Annotated in this window: 2 protein-coding genes and 1 pseudogene; 2 read left to right on the top strand and 1 reads right to left on the bottom strand. The window is 69.3% G+C overall.

Annotated elements, in window-relative coordinates; translation table 11 throughout:
• Positions 1 to 155: 155 nt before the first annotated feature.
• The gene (locus tag ACZ5CR_RS44315) at positions 156 to 395 is read left to right on the top strand and encodes a hypothetical protein (protein WP_468869084.1); all 240 of its coding nucleotides are present in this window, start codon (positions 156 to 158) and stop codon (positions 393 to 395) included.
• A 176-nt stretch (positions 396 to 571) separates the two neighbouring features.
• A complete protein-coding gene (locus ACZ5CR_RS44310; RefSeq protein ID WP_468869081.1) occupies positions 572 to 1609 on the top strand; it encodes a DUF6528 family protein in 1038 nt (345 codons plus the stop codon).
• Positions 1610 to 1643: 34 nt separating this feature from the next.
• On the opposite strand, the pseudogene ACZ5CR_RS44305 reads toward ACZ5CR_RS44310, so the two are convergent.
• Positions 1644 to 1825 (bottom strand): annotated as a pseudogene (locus tag ACZ5CR_RS44305) (MerR family transcriptional regulator); the annotation flags it as partial.

Raw genomic sequence — 1825 nt, 5'->3', positions numbered from 1 at the left:
CAGCGGCCGAAGCTTCCGCCGCGGGGGTAGAGGGGCGTCTCGGGCAGGGCTTTTCGCGGTTCGTCACTGCCGGTCATTGATCGAAATGCGAGGAATGTGCCCCCATGTAAGTCTGGTCGAGGCCCTTCCAACCTCACCCTCTAGGAGTGAACCGCATGGGCATCAAGGACCAGTTCCAGGACAAGTCCGAGGACCTCGCCGCCAAGGCGAAGGGTGCCATGGGCAGCGAGCAGGACGAGGCGAGCGAGCGCGCATCGCAGGCCCGTGACGACGCGCAGGAGCGCGGCCAGCAAGCCCAGGAGGAGTCGCGGGAGCGTTCCGCGAAGTCCCCGGACGAGGCACAGCGTGCGGCGCAGGAGCAGCAGGACAAGTTCAACCAGGACTACGACGCCTGACGCTGCGCCGGCTTGAACAGCAGGACCCACCCGGAGGCCCCGGGTGGGTCCTGCTGCTTTCGGGTGATCGCTCCGTGCCGGCTGCATGAGATGTGGCGCGTCGATGGCGGAATGGGGGGCGCGTACCTGACAATGACGCGGAAACGGCCCAACTTTCCGTCGTGTGGGGGGACTTCATGTCCGGGACGCTGTCTCGTCGGGGTGTGCTGCTGAGGGCTCTGGGCGCCGGGATCGGGGCGGGTCTGCCGCTGGCCGCCGCGTCATCCGCCGCCGCCTCCGGTGGGGTACCCCGGGGCACACCGCCCGTGCTTCTCACTGAGCAGGCGACCCAGCAGATCCTCGTACTCGATCCGCGGCGCAGGGTCTGGGACGCGGAGGCCGATCCTTCCGTGGTGCGGTGGGCGTTCTCGCCGCTGAGACGCGCGGGGTACGAGGATCTTCGGCCCGAGGACAGTTGGGTGTATCCGAGCGAGTCGAAGGTACGCAGGCTCAAGGGGCGTACGTACGTCCTGACGACCGCGTCCTTCGGCTTCGTCGCCGTCGTCGACTATCCCTCGGGCAGGCGCTACTGGGGCACGGCGATCGGTCCCGGCGACGACCTCTTCAATCCGCACAGCGCGGAGATCCTGCCGGACGGCAACGTCGCGGTGGCGTGCAGCACGGGTGCGCTGGTCAGGCTGTACGCGGCGTCGCAGGGGCCGCATGCCTCGCGGTACGCCGAGGCGGAGCTCAAGGGCGCGCACGGGCTGCACTGGGACGGCGAGCGCGAGGTGCTGTGGGCCATCGGCGACGACGAGCTGGTCACGTACGCCGTGGGTGGCACGCGGGCCCGGCCCACGCTGACACGCCTCTCGTCGGTGGGCCTCCCGATCGGGACGCCGGGCAAGACCCCCGGCGGACATGACCTCTTCCCTGTGGCCGGGCGGCCTGGGCGGCCTGGGCGGCTCTGGGTGACGACGAACGCCTCCGTCTTCCAGTACGACATCCGGGGCGGCGTCTTCGTGCAGGACTTCGCGGGGGCCGAGGAGATCTCCCGGAAGTCGGTCAAGGGCGTCGGCAACGATCCGCGGACGGGGCAGGTCATCACCACTGTGCCGGAGAGCGGTCTCGAGGAGACCTGGTGGACGACCAAGGTGAGCGTGCATCGGCCGCGGAGTGAGTACAAGCTGGTCGACGGCGGGATCTACAAGGCTCGTTGGTTCCTGCCGAGGTAGGCGCGCTGGGTAGGCACGCCGAGGTGGGCGACAGTCAGTCCTCGTCCTGCTTCTCCGAGGCCAGGCGGCGGTCCAGGGCCATCGAGAGTTCCGCCTCCACCACACTCTTCGCCAGCGGGCGCAGGCGTTCGATGCTCACGGTGCCCGCCTCGGCGGGTGTGTGGGTGCGGATGATCGTGATGAACAACTCCGCGAGCGCGTCCGCGTGTTCGCGCA

The sequence above is a fragment of the Streptomyces sp. NPDC031274 genome (assembly GCF_055570235.1).
This window is presented reverse-complemented; position numbering and strand designations above follow the sequence as displayed.